The organism is Streptomyces globosus (assembly GCF_003325375.1).
GTDB classification, from domain to species: domain Bacteria; phylum Actinomycetota; class Actinomycetes; order Streptomycetales; family Streptomycetaceae; genus Streptomyces; species Streptomyces globosus_A.
Genome location: NZ_CP030862.1, coordinates 3,510,120 through 3,525,469, shown reverse-complemented (window position 1 = coordinate 3,525,469; position 15,350 = coordinate 3,510,120). Strand labels below are relative to the sequence as shown.

Below are 15,350 nucleotides of genomic sequence, written 5' to 3'. Positions count from 1 at the left end.
TGATCGGTGCATGCGGATTCTGATCGTCACGGCCGGCTCGCGCGGGGACGTCGCCCCGTTCACGGGGCTGGGGAGGCGTCTGCTCGATGCCGGCCATGAGGTCGCCGTAGCCGCGCACCCGGCGCTGGCGGCGCTCGTCGAAGGCTGCGGCCTCGAGTGCCGGCCCCTGCCGGGGGACCCCGAGGGGCTCATGCGGGGCTGGTCGCGGGCGGCGTCCCGGGAGGAGGCGCGGGCTCTGACCAGGGCGTACGCGGAGGGGCTCGCCGACGGGGTGGCGGAGGCGGCGGCGGGCGGCGCGGACCTGCTGCTCACCGCCTTCGGGCCGGCTCCGCTCAGTCTGGCGGCCGGTGAGGCGCTCGGTGTCCCCGTCATCGGCACCTACCTCACCCCGTCGTTCGCCACCCGGCGGTTCCCGCTGCCGCCGGAGGGGCCCGCTGAGGGACGGGGGCCCGAGGCGAACCTCGCCGCGGGCCGGGACGTGGTGGCGCGTGCGGCCGGGGTCTTCGCGGGCGCCGCGGCCCGGCTGCGCGGGCGGCTCGGACTGCCGGCCGAGGCGCCCGTGCAGCCGGACGGCGTCCGGCCTGTGTTCCACGGCTTCAGCCCGCTGGTGGTGCCCCGCCCCCGCGACTGGCCCTCCGGGGTCGGTGTGTCGGGGTACTGGTGGCCCGCGCGGCCCGACGGCTGGCGGCCCCCGGCCGACCTGGCCGACTTCCTGCGGGCGGGGCCGCCGCCGGTGTTCGTCGGGTTCGGCAGCATGGCGGCCGGGCAGGGGGAACGGCTCAGCGCGCTGGTGGCCGCGGCCGTGCGGCGGGCGGGGGTGCGGGCGGTGGTCCAGGCCGGGTGGGCCGGCCTGGCCGGCTGCGGTGACGGCGTCCTGGCCGTCGGCGACGTCCCGCACGACTGGCTGTTCCCCCGCACCGCGGCCGTCGTCCACCACGCCGGGGCGGGCACGACCGGGGCCGGGCTGCGGGCCGGGGTGCCGGCGGTGCCGGTGCCCGTCATGGCCGACCAGCCTTTCTGGGCGGCCCGGCTGCACCGGCTGGGAGTGGCCACCCGGCCCCTGCCGCTGCGGGACCTCACCGCCGAAACCCTCGGCGCCGCGATCCGCGCCTGCCTGTCCGAGCCGGCCCACCGCCGCCGGGCGGCCGCCCTCGCCCGTCGCATCGCGGCGGAGGACGGCGCCGGCGCGGTGCTCGCCCGCATCGGCTCGCGGTGTGCCGGATGAGACCGCACAAGGGCGGGCGGGTCCCTGCGGGCGGGTCCCCGCGGGCGCGCGTCAGAGGGCGGAGAGTTCGCCGAGCAGGTCGTCCAGGCCGAGCGAGCCCTGCGACAGGGCGGCCATGTGCCAGGCCTTGAGGTCGAAGCCCGCGCCGTGCCGGGCACGGGCGGCCTCCCGGCCCGCCAGCCAGACCCGCTCGCCCAGCTTGTAGCCGATGGCCTGGCCGGGCATGCCCAGGTAGCGGGTGATCTCGCTCTCGACGTAGTCGGCGGGGCGGCTGGTGTGCCGGCCGAGGAACTCCTGGGCCAGGGAGGGTGTCCAGCGTTCGCCCGGGTGGAAGGGCGAGTCCTTCGGGATCTCCAGTTCCAGGTGCATGCCGATGTCGACGATGACGCGGACGGCCCGCATCATCTGCGCGTCCAGGTAGCCGAGGCGGCGCTGCGGGTCGGTCAGGAAGCCCAGTTCGTCCATGAGGCGCTCCGCGTACAGCGCCCAGCCCTCGGCGTTGGCGCCGACGAGGCCCAGGGTGGTCTGGTAGCGGGAGAGGTCGTCGGCGACGTGCGCCCACTGGGCGAGCTGGAGGTGGTGGCCGGGTACGCCCTCGTGGTACCAGGTGGTGACGAGGTCGTAGACGGGGAAGCGGGTCTCGCCCATGGTCGGGAGCCAGGTGCGTCCGGGCCGGGAGAAGTCCAGGGACGGCTCGGTGTAGTAGGGGGCGGCGGCGCTGCCCCGCGGGGCGATGTGCGACTCGACCCTGCGAACGCGCGGGGCCAGTTCGAAGTGGGTGCCGTCGAGGAGGCCGATGGTGTCGTCCATCAGCGTCTGGAGCCACTGCCGGGTCTCCTCGACGCCTTCGACGGCGTCGCCGTGCCGGTCGCACCAGGCCAGCGCCTCCCACGGGTCGGTGGCGCCGGGCAGAACGCGTGCGGCCTCGGTGCGCATCTCGGCGAGCAGCCGGCGGAACTCGGCCCAGCCGTAGGCGTAGGCCTCGTCCAGGTCGAGGTCGGTGCCGTTGTGGTGGCGGGCGAGGCGGACGTAGCGCTCCCTGCCGGCGACGTCCGGCGCGTCCGCGACGGCCGGCGCGTAGGTGTCGCGGAGCCAGTCGCGGAGTTCGGCGAGGGCACCGGTGGCGGCCGCGGCGGCGCCGTCGAGCCCGGGGCGCAGCGGCTCGGGGCAGGGGTCGGTGAACTCCTGGAACCAGCTGCGGTCCGTGCCGATCCACTCGGTCAGCTGGCCGATGACGGCGGCGGTCTGCCGGGGCCCCGCGGTGAGGCCGCGGGCGAGTCCGGTGCCCAGGGAAGCCTGGTAGCCGGCGAGGGCGTCGGGGACGGCGTACAACCGCCGTCCGATCGCCGCCCAGTCCTCGGCGGTGTCCTGGGGGGTGAGGGTGAAGACGTCGCGGACCTCGTGCAGCGGCGAGCCGAGGTTGCCGACCGTGCGGAGGTGCTCGCCGGCCTCGTGGACGGCGAGTTCGGCGGTGAGCCGCTCGCGGAGCAGGCGGGCGCAGCGGCGTTCGGCGGCGGTGTCGGCGCCGGGCTCCCGCTCGGCTTCGGCGAGCTGTCGCAGGGTGGTGCGGGCCAGGTCGGCGGCGGCGTGCCGGCCGTCGGGCGAGAGGTCGGGGAGGCGGTCGGAGCCGGCGGCGACACCGAGGAAGGTGGCGGCGATCGGGTCGAGGGCGACGAAGGCGTCGACGTGGGCGTCGGCGACCTCCCGGGGCAGCCTGCCGCCGCTGGGGGCGGTGGAGTGGGGCATGCGAGCCGTCCTTGTACGGGTGGGTGCGTCGGCGGGATGGGGGCCGGCGGGTCGGTGGGGGGTGTGCGGGCGGGGCGGGGTGCGGGGCCGGGGCGGCCGGGATCAGATCCACTCCCGTTCGCGGGCCATGCGCAGCGCGTCGATGCGGTTGCGGGCGCCCATGGCGGACACGACGGCGGAGACGTAGTTGCGGGCGGTGCCTTCGGACAGGGAGAGCCGGGCGGCGATCTGCGGGACGGGGTCGCCGCGGTGGAGGAGTTCGAGGACGGACAGCTGCCGGCGGGTGAGCGGGCAGTCCCCGCCCGGCGCTGCCGCGGGCCCGTCGTCGAAGACCCGCTCTCCGCGGTGCACGCGGCGGACGGCCTCGGCGAGGCGTTCGGGCGGGTCGCTGCGGCGGACCAGTCCGCCGATGCCGCCGGCGAGGGCCCTGCGGACGAGGGGCCGGGGGCAGGCGGTGGCGAGGAGCAGGGTTCGGCTGCCCGGGAGGACGGCGATCTTCTCGGCGGCCTCGAGGGTCTCCTCGTCCCGGCCGCCGAAGCTGATGAGGACGACATCGGGACGGTGGAGTTCGGCGAACTCCAGGGCGGCGTAGGCGCTGTCGGCGGATGCGACGACGGTGAGGCCGGGGAAGCCGTCCAGGAGGGCGGTGAGCGCGGCGCGGGACAGGGCGAGGTCGTCGTGGACCAGCACGTCGGTGTTCATCCGGTCTCCCCGCGGCGGTCGGGACGGTGCTGTTGCGGCAGCGGCAGGACGAGGAGGTCCACGCCGTGCGGCGGGCCCGTCAGCCTGCCCGCCTCGGTCCAGCCCCACCGCCGGTACATGTCGCGGGCCGGCGCCTTCCCGGATGCGGCCAGGACGGCGTACGGCTCGCTGCGGTCGGCCAGCAGCCGGTCGAGGAGCAGGCGGCCGTGCCCGCGGCCGCGGGCCTCCCGGACGACCGCGAGCTCGTACACGTAGAACAACGGCAGGCGGCGCAGCCACCGAGGTGCGGGGGCGGCGGCCCGCGGGTGCCACCAGCCGGCCCCTCGGTGGACTCCGTAGGCGAACCCGGTCAGGGTCGCGCCGTCGCGGACGGTGGCGACGGCGAAGCCCGGCAGGGCCGCGTGGCCGGCGAGTTGCCGGGCGAAGCCGTCCGCGTCCGCCGTGTCCTCGTGGTAGGGCGGTTCGCGGTAGACCCGGTGGTAGACCTCGCGGAACTCGCCGAGGTGCAGGGGTGCGGAGCCGGGCTCAGACATCGGCGGTCTCCCGCTGGACGTGCGCCGGCAGCACCCGGTTGAGCCGCTGGAGCAGGACGACGGCGACGAGGCAGAAGGCGCACAGCATGAGCCACGGCAGGGCGGCCCCGAAGGCCAGCAGCCCGGTGAACACGGTCGGCGCCAGCACCTTGGCGAGGCTCCACATCAGCTCCTCCATGCCCAGGTAGCGGCCGCGGAGGTGCCCCGCGGCCATGCCCACGATCAGCGCGCTGGTGGTGGGGGCCTGGAGCAGTTCGGCGACCGTGAAGACGACCATGCCGAGGACGAGCCCGCAGAAGGCGAGGCTCGCGTGGTCGCCGGGCACGGCCGCGATGACCAGGAAGGACGCCATCCACAGGACGGCCGCCGTCTGGAGCACGGCGGGCCGCCGGTACCTCTCCACGGCCTTGGCCAGGGCGGTCTGGCCGAGCACCACCATGACCGTGTTGATCGCGAAGAGCATGCCGGGCTGCCACTCGGGGAGCCCGCGCCCCTCGATGATGTACGCGCTCAGCAGCAGGGTCAGCGCCAGGTCGCACAGGGCGAACACCCAGGTGGTGGTGAGGACGGCGAGGAACGGCCGGTCGGCGAGGACCTCCCGGTAGCCGGCGCGCGGTTCCGCCTTCCGGGCGGCGTCGGCTGGGGCGGGGGCGGCGGGGCTCCGGAGGGCGCCCCGGCGCCAGGTCGCGACGAGCCCGGCGGCGAGGAGGAACGACAGGGCGTTCAGGACGACGACGGCGGTGTAGCCGGAGGTGCCGCCCCAGCCGACGAAAGTGCTGCCGATGAGGCCGCCCGCGCCGATACCGGCGTTGCGCAGGGAGCGGTCCATCGCGTACCAGCGGGCCCGGTGCCCGTCGTCGGCGACCTGGGCGACGAGGGCGAAGACGGAGGGCCGGAAGAGGCTGTCGCCCCACATGGTGGCCGTGACGAGGAGGACGAGCTGCCAGGGGGTGTCGGTGAACACGTAGGCGGTGAAGGTGAGGACGCGGATCAGATTGGCCGAGACGAGGACGCGCCGCGGCCCGATCCGGTCGATCAGCCTGCCTCCGAGCGGGCCCGCGGGCAGGGAGAGCAGGGCGCCGGTCGACAGCATCAGGCCGACCGTGGTCAGGGGGATGCCCTTGGCGGCGTGGAAGTACACCACCGCGAAGGGCAGGAAGAGGCCGGTGCCCAGGGCGTCGACGATCTGCGCGACGATCAGGGGCCTGCGGCCCTTGGTGTTGGGCAGGCCGAACGTGTCGATGACAGCCATCGTGTCCCTCACGCGTGGGGTAGCGGGAATACGTTGTACTCGGTCTCGGCGAGCGGCTGCGGCCGCCAGCCCAGCCGGACGCCGGCGCGGCCGATCCTGCCGTTGCCCCACATGGGCATGCCGGCGGGGAAGTTCGACACGAGGCCCGGCACGATCGTGTGCGCGGCGGAGAACCCGGCCGCCTCGGCGTCACAGGTCGTCAGGTCGACACTGATGACCTCGAATCCGCGGGCCTCGACGCGTTCCCGGTAGGCGGCGAGGCGCCGCTCGCCGAGGGCGGGCAGCCCGTGCCAGGGGCGGAAGGGGAGGTCCTCCAGCCAGGGCGCGACGTGCTCGCCGGCCCGCGGGTCGAGGTGGAGCTGCTGCTGGCACAGCAGGTCGCGGACGTCCGCGAAGTCGGGGCGGTAGGAGTCGAGGTAGCGGCGGTCGGCGCGGTACGGCATGAGGTTGCCGAGGTGCGGCAGGTCCGCCACACCGTCCCCGAGAGCCTTCTCGTCGTCGAGGAAGCGGCAGGTGTGGTGCAGCGTGAACCCCTCGGCGAGCGCCTTCTCCGCCGCCTCGTACGGGTCGGGGCGGGTGGCGAAGCCGATGGCGAGCCAGCCGGTGGCGCGGTCGCGGACGACGGCGGCGAGTACGGGGACACCGAACTCGTTGTCCAGGGGGATCAGGGTGGTGTCGTAGGCGTCGGCGCTGTCCGCGGTGAGGGCGCGGAGCCGGTCCGTCATCGGCAGCCGGGGCAGGCGGGCTGCGTTCGCCCACCACAGCATGGTCGTGTCGCGCTCGATGACCTCTTCGAGCCCGGAGGTGACGGCGTGCTCCTCGCTGGTGCCGCAGGCCACGCCGGCGACGAGCGGGTCGGAGTACGGGAGCGGGTCGTGCTCGCCGTGGGCGACGAGGAAGGCGGGCACCCACACCGGTTCGCCGGTCGTCCAGGAGCGGCCCTCGACCCAGGAGCACTCGGCGTCGGTGGTCAGCGGGGCGAAGGGGAAGCCGTCGCTTCGGTACTGCCGCTCGGAGTACAGGTGTAGGCGGCGCGGGTCGAGCGCGGGGATCCCGGCCCGGCGCAGGCTCGCGTGGCTGCCGAAGCGGAGGCGGTCCTCGGGGAGCCGGCTGCCGCAGTAGCGTTCGACTGCCTCTCCGACGGCGCTGCGGCGGGCGGCGTCGAAATCGGACCAGGACGTGCCGAACGCCTGCCGGTCGTTGGGCCAGTCCGCGACGCGCCGCATGTCGGCGACGTCCACGGCGCACACCCGCAGTTGCGCGGGCATGCCGGGGAGCGGAGCCAGCTCCTGGACTCCGGTCACCACGCCGACCTGGTCGTCGAGGAGCAGGTCGTCGTCGGGGTTGCCGCGGACCACGGGCCGCGGCCGGGTGGGGACGGGCAGGATGGTGCGTTCGAGGCGGGTGAGGCGGCGCGGATCGAGCTCGGCCTCGTCGACGGCGGCCTCGCCGCTGATCCAGCGCTCCAGGCTCACGGCGAGTTGGGAGGCGGTCCAGCGGATGTCGCCGCCGCGGAGCCGGCGGGCCCCGGGTGGCGGCGCGGCCCGCATGGCTTCGGGGATCCGCGGGTCGGCAGCCGCGCTGAGCCGGCGCTCCAGTACGTCGGTGAAGTCGGCCGAGACGCCCGGGGTGATGGCGGGGCCGAGGACGGCCCGGCCGCGTTCGTGGCGCAGCGGCAGCCAGCGCAGGCCGAGTCGCGCGCACAGTCCGTCGAGTCGGCCGAGTTCGGCGTGCGCGGGGTGGGGGAAGGCGGCGACGAGCACGGTGTCGGTGAGATCGGCGGCGTCAATCGCGATTAGGTCTTCGGGGGCCGGCCCGACGTGCCGGTATCCGGTGGTGGCAAGCGCGTGGGCGAGGGGGTTGGTCAGTTCGGGCGCGCCGGTGAGGAGCACGGTGGTGCGGGCGATGCGGGCGGCCCGGTCGGCGTCGCGGGCGGCCCCGGCCGGGCGCAGGCAGCCGTCGTCCCGGAGGACGTCGACGACCTCGGCGTAGTCGGGGGACATTCCGGCGAGCAGTTCGGTGCGGGTCCTGGTGCCGTCGCAGCGTGCCAGCCAGGCGCGGAACTCGTCCGGCGGGGCGGAAATGTAGAACTGTCCGCCGTTCGGTGTGGCAAGAAAGCACATATCCTGTCCGAGGTCGTACACCTCGGTGTCCAGGAGTTCCCAAGCGGTGTCTTCCGCCGGCATTACCGCCCCCATGAAACGAGTTCCGATACAAAGGGCCACGGCCCCGGGGGATGGATCCCGGGGCCGTGGGAGAAGGACCTTAGACGGTCAGCTTCACTTGGCCACCGTGCGGTTGTGCACGACCGCGCGGTTGTGGACGACGGCCCGGTTGTGGACCACGGCGCGGTTGTGGACGACGGCGGTGACGGCGCTGGCCTTGACGGTGGAGATCATGGTTTTTCCTCCTGTTTTCCGTTCGGTCGTGCTTACGGGAAATACGTTACGGGCCTCCAACGGCCTTGCACAGATGCGTTTTTCACATTCCGCCGCAATTAAAGCCGCGCTCCATCCGCACTCCAGATTCCGCCCCGCGGGAGGGCTTGTTCCGCAGGCGTTTTCCCTGCTCATCGGCGTTTTGGGCCCCCACGGCGAATGCAAATCCCCCCGGGGCCGCCGTTTGCGCGGGCGGGGCCGGGGCACACGGCGTCGAAACGACGGGCCACACCGGGAGGGAACCGTGTCCGGACTACTCGCCAGGCTCAAGGTGTTCAGCCGCAGCCCCCAGGGGCGGCGGGCCATCGCGTCGGTACGCCGGGCCGCTGCGGACCCGCGCAGGCAGGAGCAGGCGCGCAGGCTCCTCGGCAGTCTCCGCGGCCGGCGCTGACGAGCGGGAGGAGGGGCGGGGTTCTCCCCCGCCCCTCCTTCGGGGCCGACGGTGCCCGGGCACTCCGCGCGGATCCCGCGCGTGCGGCCAGCGAAGGCGGTCGGGCTGCTCGGCGGTGTGCAGCCGGTCCGGGTCACGGGTTGCCGAGGGCGGGGACGAGCGGCTGTGCGGGGGTGAGGAGGGCGCTGACGGCGTGGGCGCCGTCGGGGTGGAGCCAGTAGAACGGCATGGTCTGGCCATCGCCCGCCATTTTCACTCATACGTTCGATTTCAGACGGGGTTGCGCGGCCTCGCCGGGGCGCTTTGTCCTCTTTGCATGGATAGTCTGTAGATGTGATCGAGACCGGACGGCCGCAGCCCCGTCGGCGCCCCGGCCCGGGAAGGCTTGTGCGGCTGTCGCCGGTCATCCTGACCGTCGTCATCGCCGGCCTGGCCTACGCCACGCCGCCGGAGATGGCCTTCAGCCGCCTCCTGCCGGCGGCCCCGGCCCTCGCCGCCGCCATGTGGCCGGTCCTGCCCACCGTCCTGCTCGGGACGGTGTGCCTCCTCCTGATGATCGGCCTCGGCTTCGTCTTCCCCGACCTGGGGACGTGGTGGACGGCCGCGGGGATCATCGCGGTCACCGTGGCTGCCGCGTACGGCAGCCACGCCCGGCTTCAGCGGGAGCGCACCCTCTTCCAGGTGCGCCTCGTGGCGGACGCGGCACAGCAGGTGGTGCTGAGCCCCCTGCCGCGCCGCTTCGGGAACGTCGAGATCGAGTCGCTGTACCTGGCGGCCGCAGCGGAGGCCAGCATCGGCGGGGACTTCTACGAGGTGGTGGACACCCCGTACGGGGTCCGGCTGCTGATCGGGGACGTCCGCGGCAAGGGCCTCCCGGCGGTGGGCGCCGCGGCGGCCATCGTCAACGCCTTCCGGGAGGCCGCGTACGGCGAGGCCGATCTGGTCGACGTCGCGCGCAGGCTGGATGCCAGCAGCGCCCGCTACAACGCCGCCTTTCCCCCGGATGGCCCCATGGAGCGCTTCGCCACCGCGCTCCTCGCCGAGATCCCGCACGAGGGGGGACGCATCCGCATCCTCAACTGCGGGCACCCGCCGCCGCTGATCCTGAACCGGAGGGAGCTCCGCGTTCTGGAACCCGACTCGCCGTCGCCGCTGCTCAGCCTGGCGGAGCTGATCGGCCAGCACTACACCGTGGACACCTTCGACCTCTCCCCCGGCGACCTGCTGCTCCTCTACACCGACGGGATCGCCGAGGCCCGCTCCCGCGACGGCGAGTTCTTCCCGCTGGCGGCCTGGATGCGCCGACAGCCGCAGACGCCGCCCCGCGAGCTGCTCGCCGCCCTCCACGGCGACCTGCTGCGCTACAGCCGGGGCCGCCTCGACGACGACGTCGCCGCCCTCGCCGTCCGGCTGGGCGAGGGCCGGGGCTCCGGGTAGGGGGTCAGCCTCCGCCCGGTGCGCGGACCGGGCCGGTGACTGTGTGCTGCCGCCCTCCGGCGGTGGCGGCCGTCGCGGTGTACGTGTCGGCGCCCGGGGCCCGCGGGCCCCGGGCGTGGTTGTACTGGACGGCGAAGACGTGCTCCCCCGGGGGGACGGTGCGGCCCGGCTTGGGGGTCCACCGGTAGACGGCGTTGTCGGCCTTCTGCACCAGGAGGCTGCCGCCGTTGATGCCCGCGTCGGTGCCGGGCACGCCGACGACGGTGGTGTTCGACGGCACGGCGATGGCGATGCGTTCGGCCTGCCGGGCCTGGGCGGCCGCCCGCGCCGGCTCCTGGGCGCCGGCGGGCAGTTCGGAGCGGCCCCAGACGGCGGGGTCGTACGCCTTCAGGTAGGCGGCGAGCGTGTAGCCGGTGCCCTTCGCGTAGTCGGCGCAGTCGAGCCGGCGGCCCTGGTCGTCGGTTTTGGCGTCGATCCGCCCCTTGATCCGGATGATCCTCGGGGCTCCGGATGGGCCGGCGCGGAGCGCCTTGACCAGCTCGGCCCGGGTGGTGACCGTTGTGTCGTGCGCCGCGTCGGCGGCCTGCCCGCCGGTGGTGCCCGAGCCGCTCGACGCCCAGCCGTCGCGGGCGGCGAGGGCGGTGCGCGCGAGGTCGGGGGTGCCCGCGTCCGCGCGGGTGGCGAAGGGCAGCACGCCGAGGCCGGCGACGGCGGCGAGCGCCCGCGGACGCGAGGACCAGGCGGCGGCGGGGGAAGCGGCGGTCGGAGGGAAGGGTCACGGGGTGGTTCTCCTTCGGGGGGAGCGGCTGTCGGGAACTGCTGTCTGTCGTCCCCCGGTTGCCGCCGGGCGCGGAAGGGTTGCCGCAGGCGGCGGAAGGGGTGAGAGCTGCGCCACATCGCCCGCCGGCGAACTCGGGCCTCCGCCAGGGGATTTGAGAGGGAGGCGTGACCGGCCCGGGTCGCGTCGCGGCCCGCGGTCCAGTGATCATGGGTGTGGGGTCCGTGCGCCTGCCTCGGGCAGGCACACGAGGGGGGACCCGGCCCGGCTGTGCCCCCGCGCCGTTCAGGCCGGCCCCCACCGCGACCGAAGGAGGCCGTTCCACCATGACGACCGCACGCAGACTGCTCCGCGCAGCCGCCAGTCCCGCACTGGCCGCCGCCCTCCTCGCCTCGACCGCCCCGTCCGCCTCGGCGGCCGACCCTCAGCCGGTCTACGGCGAGTTGGCGGCCAACGGCACCTTCGCCGCCGGCACCGCCGGCTGGTGGTCCGCCGGCGCGTCCATCGCCTCCGCCGGCGGCGCCCTCACCGCGACCGCCACCGGCGGGACGCAGAACCCGTGGGACGCCATCGTCGGCCAGAACGGCCTCCGGCTGCGCCGGGGGGCGACGTACACACTGTCCTTCGACGCCAAGGCGTCCGCGCCGGCGAGACTGCGCGCGACGGCGCAGCTCGGTGGCGCCCCCTACACGGCGGCGCTCGACCGCACGGTCGACCTGGCGACCGTCTCCAAGCGCTTCACCTGGACGTTCACCTCCGGTATCGACACCGCCACCGGGGCCCTGAACTTCCAGATCGGCGGGCAGCCGGCCACAACGGCCATCACCCTCGACAACGTCTCGCTGACCACCTCCACTGCCCGCGAGGGCTTCTACGTCGACCCGGCCAACAATGCGGCGGCCTGGGTCGCGGGCAACCCGGGCGACCCGCGCGCCGCGAAGATCAAGGCGGCCGTCGCGGACCACAACACGTCGAAGTGGTTCGGGGACTGGGACGCCGACCGGGATCCCGCCACCGGCATCCAGACGGAGGTGTCGGACCACGTGGGCGCCGCGGCGGCGCAGGGCCGGCTGCCGGTGCTGGTCGCCTACAACATCCCGGGCCGGGACTGCGGCGGCGCCTCCTCCGGCGGCGCGGGCTCTCCGGCCGCGTACAAGGCGTGGATCGACAAGTTCGCGCAGGGCATCGCGGGCCGCCCGGCGGTCGTCGTGCTGGAGCCGGACGCCGTGGCCCAGTCCTCCGACGACGCGTGCATGAAGGGCGCCGCCGAGGAGCGCTTCGACATGCTCCGGTACGCGACCCAGCGGCTGCGGGACCAGGGCGGCTTCGTGCAGACGTACCTGGACGCCGGCAACGCCACCTGGACGCTCGGCCCGGACCTGAGCGGCACGCAGGGCATAGGCCTGGAGCGGATGGCGTACCTGCTCGACCGCTCGGGTGTCGCAGCGGCGCGCGGCGTGTCGGTCAACGTGGCGAACTTCGACGCGACGGCCGTCGCCGACGACTACGGCAAGCGCCTGGCGGCCCGGCTGAAGGCCGACTTCGGGGTGACCAGCCGCTGGGTGGTCGACACCGCCCGCAACGGCAACGGCGGGTACGTCGTCCCCGGCGATCCGGGCAGCGGCCACGTCGGGTTCTGCAACCCGGGCAAGCGCAAGCTGGGCGTGACCTCGCGGGCCGGCAGCGCGGGCGGCGCCGAGTACCAGCTGTGGCTCAAGAACCCCGGCGACTCGGACGGCAACTCCGCCGAGTGCCCGGCGGGTTCGCCGCCGGCCGGCGCGTTCTCGCCGGTGCTGGCGGAGGCGCTGATCGACGGCCGCTGACGGGCGGCACCCGCGGCGGTGCGGCCGGGACGCCTACCCGCCGCATCCGCCGCAGGGGCCGTGCCGGCCGTCGTCGCGGGCCCACCAGGAGTCGCACCGGCACGCGCCGAAGGGTGACCGGCAGGCGGCGCATTCCGGCTCCGACGGCTCCTGAGGGGCCGCGGCCGGGCGCGGCGCGGCGGGAATGCCCGCGCGGCTCTCGCGGCACTCGCAGGAGAGGCTGCCCCGGCAGCTGCCGCCGCGCAGGACGGAGTGGACGATCCGCTGGTGGCCGCATGCCGCGCACCGGTATCCGGGCATGGGCGGCCTATCCGCCCTGCGCGGGGACCGGGGACGGCACGGCTCGCGCCTCGGTGCGGGCCGTACGGGCGGTGCCGGGGACTGGGTGCATGCGCTCAGCATGGCGCAACCGGCATGCCGTGCACAGGGTTCGGTACGCCGGCCCGGACGGCGGGCGCACCGCCTCGGGGCCGGCGCAGGGGGCGTACCGCCTCCGGCGCCGCCCTCCCACATCCCCGCGCCGCCGTTGCCGACGCGGCCCTGGACGCCGTCACCGGCGCCACCTGCACGCGGGTGTGACCCGGGCCGGACGCGGCGGCAGCAGCGTCGGCGGGCGTCGCGTCGGCGGCAGGGCCGCCGACGCGCCCCGCCCTCTCGGGGCGGCCCTTGCCCCGCATTCGTAATACGTATAACTTGACCCGCGTCGAGGAGGCCCGGCGGCCTGCGCAACGCGGGCCCGGCCTTCCCGGCGCGCCCGTCAGCCCGCCCCCCGCGATCCGTCGCCGCACCGAGAAACCAGGCATGACCAGCACCGTCACCTCCCTGTCGCCCGACACCATCGCCCGGCTGCCCAAGGCCGTGCTCCACGACCACCTCGACGGCGGCCTGCGCCCCGCGACCCTGGTCGAGCTCGCCGCGTCCGTCGGCCACCGGCTGCCGACCACCGACCCCGCCGAGCTCGCCGCCTGGTACGTCGAGGCCGCAGGCTCCGGCGACCTCGTCCGGTACATCGGTACCTTCGAGCACACCCTCGCCGTGATGCAGCACCGCGAGGGCCTGCTGCGGACCGCCGAGGAGTACGTCCTCGACCTCGCCGCGGACGGCGTCGTCTACGGCGAGGTGCGGTACGCGCCCGAGCTGATGGTGCGGGGCGGGCTCACCCTGAACGAGGTCGTGGAGGCGGTCCAGGAAGGCCTCGCCACCGGCATGGCCAAGGCCGCCGCGGACGGCACCCCCGTCCGGGTGGGCACCCTGCTGTGCGGCATGCGCATGTTCGACCGGACCCGCGAGATCGCCGACCTGGCCGTGGCCTACCGGGATGCCGGCGTCGTCGGCTTCGACATCGCGGGCGCCGAGGACGGCTTCCCGCCGGCCGACCACCTGGCCGCGTTCGCGCACCTGCGCTCCGAGAGCGTGCCCTTCACCATCCACGCCGGCGAGGCCCACGGCCTGCCCAGCATCCACCAGGCGGTACAGACCTGCGGCGCGCTGCGCATCGGGCACGGCGTCCGCATCACCGACGACATCGCCGACGGCCGGATGGGGCGTCTGGCGTCCTGGATACGCGACCGCCGGATCGCCCTGGAGATGTGCCCCACCTCCAACCTCCAGACCGGCGCCGCCGCGTCGATCGCGACCCACCCGATCACCGAACTGCGCAGGCTCGGCTTCCGCGTGACCGTCAACACCGACAACCGGCTCGTGTCCGGCACGTCGATGACCCGCGAGATGTCGCTGCTGGTGGACGAGGCCGGCTGGACCCTGGACGACCTGCGCGCGGTCACCGTCGACGCGCTGGAGAGCGCCTTCATCCCCCTGGCGGAGCGCGAGGCGCTCATCGCCGACGTGGTGCTGCCCGCGTACGCGGCGCACGCCTGACCCCGACGGACCGGCCGCCCCTCCCACGGGGCGGCCGGCAGTCCCATCCAGGCCCTGTGGGAGGACGGACGATGGCCCGGCGCATCGAGGACCTGCGGATCGGCTTCATCGGGCACGGACGGCACGCCCGCGCCAACCTCTATCCGGCCCTCGGACTGGCCGGCGGCCGGCTCACGAGCATCGCCACCCGCGACCGCGCCGCGGCCGCCCGCGCCGCAGCCCTGCACGGGGCGGCCCGCGGGCACGGCGACCACCGGCGGATGCTCGCCGAGGACGGCCTGGACGCGGTGTTCGTCAGCGTCGCCCCCGAGGACCAGGCCGCCGTCACCGAGGACTGCCTGCGGGCCGACGCCCACGTCTTCGCGGAGAAGCCGCTCGGCATGGACGAGGCCGAGGCCCGCCGCGTCGCGGACACCGCGGAGCAGGCGGGGCGCAGTGTGGCAGTCGGGTTCATGAAGCGCCACGCCCCGGCCTACCGGCGGCTGGCGGGGCTCATGGCCGACGAGGCGGCGTTCGGGCGGGTGCTGTCCTTCCATGCGTTCTTCGCGTTCAGCCCGTGGACGGACACACTCCGGGACGACACGTACCTGAAGTTCGGCGCCGTCCACATGGTCGACCTCGTCCGGTGGCTGTTCGGGGAGGTGGCGGAGGTCTCCGGGCACACCAACTCCCGGGGCTCCGACATCAGCATGGCGGCGACGCTGCGGTTCCGCAGCGGGGTGGTCGGCAGCCTCACGCTGGCCGGGGTGCCTGCCTGGAGCCGCGAGCAGGAAGAGCTGACCGTGACCGGGCAGCGCGGCTTCGCCCGGGTCGAGAACCTGTCCGCCGTGGCCTACCACCACGCGCGACGCGCCGGGGCGGGCCGCGGCGAGGCCTGGCAGGAGCTGGACGAGGACACCGTCGTCGTGCGCTCGGTGAACTCGCCTGCCTCCGGCGGCCACCAAGACCTGTACCTGCGGGGGTTCGCCGGAGAGGTACGGCACTTCCTGGAGGCGGTCGCCAACGTCACCCCGCAGGCGGCCTCGGCGGCGGACAACACCGCCACGATGGCGCTGTGCGACGAACTGCTGCGCAGCCTGCGTCCTGCCGGCCGGACTGAGCGCGGCCCGAACCTCTGAACTTGCTCAAACCGGGCTTCGGCGGGCTG

12 protein-coding genes are annotated in these 15,350 nt (G+C 74.9%); 6 read left to right on the top strand and 6 right to left on the bottom strand.

Features of this window, described 5'->3' with window-relative positions; translation table 11 throughout:
- The first annotated feature begins 10 nt into the window (after positions 1-10).
- On the top strand, positions 11-1,225 hold the full coding sequence (locus C0216_RS15335) for a glycosyltransferase (protein WP_114055838.1): 1,215 nt from the start codon (positions 11-13) through the stop codon (positions 1,223-1,225).
- Positions 1,226-1,276: 51 nt separating this feature from the next.
- Here C0216_RS15335 and C0216_RS15330 read toward each other — a convergent pair whose 3' ends face one another.
- The 5 genes from C0216_RS15330 to C0216_RS15310 all read right to left on the bottom strand — a co-directional run bounded on the left by C0216_RS15330 (position 1,277) and on the right by C0216_RS15310 (position 7,644).
- Complete coding sequence (locus C0216_RS15330; protein ID WP_114055837.1) at positions 1,277-2,971, bottom strand: DUF885 domain-containing protein; 1,695 nt, start codon at positions 2,969-2,971, stop codon at positions 1,277-1,279.
- Between the two features lie 102 nt (positions 2,972-3,073).
- Positions 3,074-3,673, bottom strand: a complete 600-nt coding sequence (locus C0216_RS15325; protein ID WP_114055836.1) for a response regulator transcription factor — start codon at positions 3,671-3,673, stop codon at positions 3,074-3,076.
- A complete protein-coding gene (locus C0216_RS15320) occupies positions 3,670-4,206 on the bottom strand; it encodes a GNAT family N-acetyltransferase (RefSeq protein ID WP_114055835.1) in 537 nt (178 codons plus the stop codon). Before C0216_RS15320 ends, C0216_RS15325 begins: the two co-directional genes overlap by 4 nt.
- A complete protein-coding gene (locus C0216_RS15315; RefSeq protein WP_114055834.1) occupies positions 4,199-5,458 on the bottom strand; it encodes an MDR family MFS transporter in 1,260 nt (419 codons plus the stop codon). The genes C0216_RS15320 and C0216_RS15315 overlap by 8 nt, the downstream gene beginning before the upstream one ends.
- A gap of 8 nt (positions 5,459-5,466) precedes the next feature.
- Positions 5,467-7,644 carry a YcaO-like family protein gene (locus tag C0216_RS15310; RefSeq protein WP_114055833.1) on the bottom strand — a complete coding sequence of 726 codons (2,178 nt, stop codon included), beginning with the start codon at positions 7,642-7,644 and terminating at the stop codon, positions 5,467-5,469.
- A gap of 496 nt (positions 7,645-8,140) precedes the next feature.
- Between C0216_RS15310 and C0216_RS33885 the strand changes: the two genes are divergently transcribed.
- Positions 8,141-8,287 carry a hypothetical protein gene (locus tag C0216_RS33885; RefSeq protein ID WP_174250402.1) on the top strand — a complete coding sequence of 49 codons (147 nt, stop codon included), beginning with the start codon at positions 8,141-8,143 and terminating at the stop codon, positions 8,285-8,287.
- A 387-nt stretch (positions 8,288-8,674) separates the two neighbouring features.
- On the top strand, positions 8,675-9,724 hold the full coding sequence (locus C0216_RS15305; RefSeq protein ID WP_246042550.1) for a PP2C family protein-serine/threonine phosphatase: 1,050 nt from the start codon (positions 8,675-8,677) through the stop codon (positions 9,722-9,724).
- Between the two features lie 4 nt (positions 9,725-9,728).
- On the opposite strand, the gene C0216_RS15300 is transcribed toward C0216_RS15305, so the two are convergent.
- The gene (locus C0216_RS15300) at positions 9,729-10,418 is read right to left on the bottom strand and encodes a hypothetical protein (RefSeq protein ID WP_114055831.1); all 690 of its coding nucleotides are present in this window, start codon (positions 10,416-10,418) and stop codon (positions 9,729-9,731) included.
- A 410-nt stretch (positions 10,419-10,828) separates the two neighbouring features.
- Here C0216_RS15300 and C0216_RS15295 point away from each other — a divergent pair, with 410 nt between their 5' ends.
- The 3 genes from C0216_RS15295 to C0216_RS15285 all read left to right on the top strand — a co-directional run bounded on the left by C0216_RS15295 (position 10,829) and on the right by C0216_RS15285 (position 15,321).
- On the top strand, positions 10,829-12,325 hold the full coding sequence (locus tag C0216_RS15295) for a glycoside hydrolase family 6 protein (protein ID WP_114055830.1): 1,497 nt from the start codon (positions 10,829-10,831) through the stop codon (positions 12,323-12,325).
- Between the two features lie 801 nt (positions 12,326-13,126).
- Positions 13,127-14,203, top strand: a complete 1,077-nt coding sequence (locus C0216_RS15290) for an adenosine deaminase (protein WP_114055829.1) — start codon at positions 13,127-13,129, stop codon at positions 14,201-14,203.
- Between the two features lie 71 nt (positions 14,204-14,274).
- Positions 14,275-15,321 carry a Gfo/Idh/MocA family protein gene (locus C0216_RS15285; RefSeq protein ID WP_114055828.1) on the top strand — a complete coding sequence of 349 codons (1,047 nt, stop codon included), beginning with the start codon at positions 14,275-14,277 and terminating at the stop codon, positions 15,319-15,321.
- The last annotated feature ends 29 nt before the right edge of the window (positions 15,322-15,350 follow it).

Excerpts from the sequence above, each read along its gene's own strand:
- C0216_RS15295 (WP_114055830.1), top strand. The coding sequence starts at position 10,829 with ATGACGACCGCACGCAGACTGCTCCGCGCAGCCGCCAGTCCCGCACTG.
- C0216_RS15315 (WP_114055834.1), bottom strand. The coding sequence starts at position 5,458 with ATGGCTGTCATCGACACGTTCGGCCTGCCCAACACCAAGGGCCGCAGG.
- C0216_RS15335 (WP_114055838.1), top strand. The coding sequence starts at position 11 with ATGCGGATTCTGATCGTCACGGCCGGCTCGCGCGGGGACGTCGCCCCG.
- C0216_RS15320 (WP_114055835.1), bottom strand. The coding sequence starts at position 4,206 with ATGTCTGAGCCCGGCTCCGCACCCCTGCACCTCGGCGAGTTCCGCGAG.
- C0216_RS15290 (WP_114055829.1), top strand. The coding sequence starts at position 13,127 with ATGACCAGCACCGTCACCTCCCTGTCGCCCGACACCATCGCCCGGCTG.
- C0216_RS15325 (WP_114055836.1), bottom strand. The coding sequence starts at position 3,673 with ATGAACACCGACGTGCTGGTCCACGACGACCTCGCCCTGTCCCGCGCC.
- C0216_RS15330 (WP_114055837.1), bottom strand. The coding sequence starts at position 2,971 with ATGCCCCACTCCACCGCCCCCAGCGGCGGCAGGCTGCCCCGGGAGGTC.
- C0216_RS15285 (WP_114055828.1), top strand. The coding sequence starts at position 14,275 with ATGGCCCGGCGCATCGAGGACCTGCGGATCGGCTTCATCGGGCACGGA.
- C0216_RS15310 (WP_114055833.1), bottom strand. The coding sequence starts at position 7,644 with ATGCCGGCGGAAGACACCGCTTGGGAACTCCTGGACACCGAGGTGTAC.